The 2,926-nt window shown below is 39.2% G+C and carries 3 protein-coding genes and 2 pseudogenes; 1 reads left to right on the forward strand and 4 read right to left on the reverse strand.

What is annotated here, in order from left to right; all coding sequences use genetic code 11:
- Positions 1-85, forward strand: a pseudogene (locus tag DVW83_RS14445) (IS6 family transposase); the annotation flags it as partial.
- 67 nt (positions 86-152) lie between these two features.
- Here DVW83_RS14445 and DVW83_RS14450 read toward each other — a convergent pair.
- The 4 genes and pseudogenes from DVW83_RS14450 to DVW83_RS14465 form a co-directional block, all read right to left on the reverse strand.
- The gene (locus DVW83_RS14450; RefSeq protein WP_002326550.1) at positions 153-902 is read right to left on the reverse strand and encodes an ABC transporter permease; all 750 of its coding nucleotides are present in this window, start codon (positions 900-902) and stop codon (positions 153-155) included.
- Positions 895-1,812, reverse strand: a complete 918-nt coding sequence (bcrA, locus tag DVW83_RS14455; RefSeq protein ID WP_105127241.1) for a bacitracin ABC transporter ATP-binding protein BcrA — start codon at positions 1,810-1,812, stop codon at positions 895-897. The genes DVW83_RS14450 and bcrA overlap by 8 nt, the downstream gene beginning before the upstream one ends.
- 182 nt (positions 1,813-1,994) lie before the next feature.
- Entirely contained in the window at positions 1,995-2,609 is a 615-nt protein-coding gene (gene bcrR / locus DVW83_RS14460) for a bacitracin resistance transcriptional activator BcrR (protein WP_000395511.1), read from the reverse strand.
- Positions 2,599-2,847: pseudogene (locus tag DVW83_RS14465) on the reverse strand (helix-turn-helix domain-containing protein); the annotation flags it as partial. The gene bcrR and the pseudogene DVW83_RS14465, both read right to left, overlap by 11 nt.
- Positions 2,848-2,926 lie beyond the last annotated feature (79 nt).

Here is a 2,926-nt window from a genome sequence, read left to right on the forward strand (position 1 = left end):
ATATAAGAAAACCCGAAAAGAAGGCACTCTCTTCGGGTTTTCGGTCTGTACTGAAATCAAGGTATTATTGGGAATCCTAGCTTAAATCATAGATGCCGTAAGGGATTTTATTCTTTATTTAAAACTTTGCAACAGAACCAAATCAAGTACCATTATTTCAAATCCTCCTTTTTAAAATGATGAAAGGTCATAAGAAAACCAACTGCTGATACAAGAATAATAATAGATACAGACAGCAGTGTAGGATAGCCGGTACTCTGAAGTTTACCCTGCACCAAGAAATAGGTGGCTGTCCACGGATACAACGCTCCCCATTCTTGATTTGAAAGTGCGGCACTTCCCATGACAATCACGGCAGAGCCAATCATCGGGGCGACAAATCCTTTTGTTTTCATAGCAACAAACACAAAAGGAGAAACTGTTAAAAACATCAGGATACTGCCAAACAAAAACTTGGGGAGCCATACTATTGCCACTAGTAAGCTATATCCCTCCAATGTAAAGACAGCGTGATATAGCCCACAAGCGATAAATATACCTGCCCATGTTACAAGGGTGAGCATAACAATCCAAAGAAGCAGGGTGCAAAATTTTCCAATTAATAGTTTTGTCCTTGAAATGGGTATGGGCAATATGGTTTTGAGTGTGCTTTCTGTGTACTCTCTGCTAAACAAGTAAGCTGCAATTGCCACATATATCATCATGTTTACCAGCAGCATGATATACAGTACACTGTCGCTGTATATGTCAGACAAGGTAAAGATAATCTCCGGCTTATCAAAATGTGTTTGCAAGGCTTCTATTAACATCAAAAGTGGGGTAGATAATACCCCTGCCACACTAATTAGCACCATTTTTGAACGCTTTAGTTTTAATAATTCACAAGAAATAAGATTAAGCAATACCGCCACCTCCAATCAGTTTAGAAAAGTAGTCCTCTAAGTTTTCCTCACTATCATCTATCCTTGTCACGAGCAGTCCATTTCGTGCAAATTCTCGATTGATTTCTCCAACACTTTGGCTAAAGTCATAAATTCTCACCGTACCGTCCTGCACTGTAAAATCCGTCATGTGGTAGTGGCTTTCTAAAATCTTTCCAGCTATCTCACTGTCAGATAAATCAAATTGAATGTATTTTCGATTCCTTTTGTGAAGCTCGGATATATTCACTTCCTCTACTAAATGCCCCTCGTGCATAACGCCGATAATATCTGCTATCTGTTCAATCTCGCTTAAAACATGGCTTGAGATAAAAATGGTAATGCCATGATTGTGACTAAGTTCAGATAACAATGAGCGTATTTCAACTATTCCAATGGGGTCAAGTCCGTTAATCGGTTCGTCAAGTATTAAAAGCTCCGGCTCGTGCATAATGGCGGCGGCAATACCAAGCCGTTGCTTCATTCCGAGGGAATAATCGGAAAAGACTTTTCTTTTCTCCTTATGCAGCCCCACAACTTCAAGCGCTTTTTCTACTCCACTTTTAGATACTCCCCCTCGCAGTTTAGCGAGAATTTGCAAATTCTCATACCCTGTTAAATTACTGTAAAATCCCGGTGTTTCGATAATAGAGCCTACTTTGCTATAAAGGGTATGGATATTTTCCTTATAGTTTGTGCCAAACAAGCGTACCGTTCCATCCGTTGGGAGAGTAAGCTGCAACATCATTTTCATTGCTGTGGTTTTGCCTGCTCCGTTTCTGCCGAGCAAACCATAAATTTTGCCCGTTGGCACATGAAGATTGACCTTATCGACAACGGTGGCTGTTCCGTATCGCTTCGTAAGATTTTCTGTTTCAATGATATAATCCATATTTGATTTTCCTTTCCGTTGGTTGCTGTTCTTGTTTTCACTGACCACAATCTTATTATCACAGGAGCTATATCAAAAGCCAAGAAACCTACCGTCACATCGCCTACATCTATCATGTCAACATGAAAAAAAGACCCGACACTTATCGTGTCAGAGCCTATTTCAAGGGATTTATATCGTTTTTACTTTGTTCCGTTCTGCTTAATCCAAACAACTATTTTTGCGACAAACAGCAGAAACATAAGTGCTGTTATATATGGTTCTCTTGCTGCTGCTAAGAAACAGATAGCCAAAGCAGTGAGTCCAAGGGAGCATTTTGTAGCAATGCCGCCCCATGTTTCTTTATCTAAATGGGTAAGTATTATTTTAGCAATCCCTATTACAATCAAGGCGGCAAAAGCACTCCAGTAGACTGCAAGATTGAATGGTGTGGTGGCTGTAAATGATAGTAGATTGACCGCATAAACATAACCGCCAACAGAGTTTCCATATAACGGAAGAAATATAAACGCAACTGCCATCATATCCAATATTCCATAAATATAGTTGTAAATCTTTTTCAAGTTGGAACGATTTTCAGTTTCGGCAAGTGTAATCAGTTCTTCGCCCGATAGTAGTTCATCTATGGTCACAGAAAAGAATTTAGAAATACACTTGAGCGACTCAATGTTAGGGTAACCCTTGCCGCTTTCCCATTTTGAAATGGCTGTTCTTGATACATATAATTGCTCCGCAAGTTGTTCCTGCGTTAAGTTCTTTCCAGTCCTAAGCTGTTGTAGCTTTTCATTAAATTCCATGATTCTCCTCCTGTTTGTTCCTTGTTTTCATACGTCCATCAACGGGTTTTTCTGCATCTTTTGGTATCATCCATGCACGACCAAATTTTTCAGTTCCGTCAATGCGATTTTCCTCACATAATTTTTGTATCCGTCTTTCCGATATGCCCCATTTTTCAGAAGCGGCTTTCACAGAAATGTAATCCATAATATCAACTTCCTTTCGCAAAGAGTATATAATTATTATATACGGAATGACGGGTTCTGTTGCAAAGTTTTAAATCTACTATCAAATAAGGTAGAATAATAGAAAAAGATAGCAGGAGGAATGACGATGA

The organism is Enterococcus sp. VV15 (genome assembly GCF_005236045.1).
Taxonomy (GTDB): domain Bacteria; phylum Bacillota; class Bacilli; order Lactobacillales; family Enterococcaceae; genus Enterococcus_B; species Enterococcus_B durans.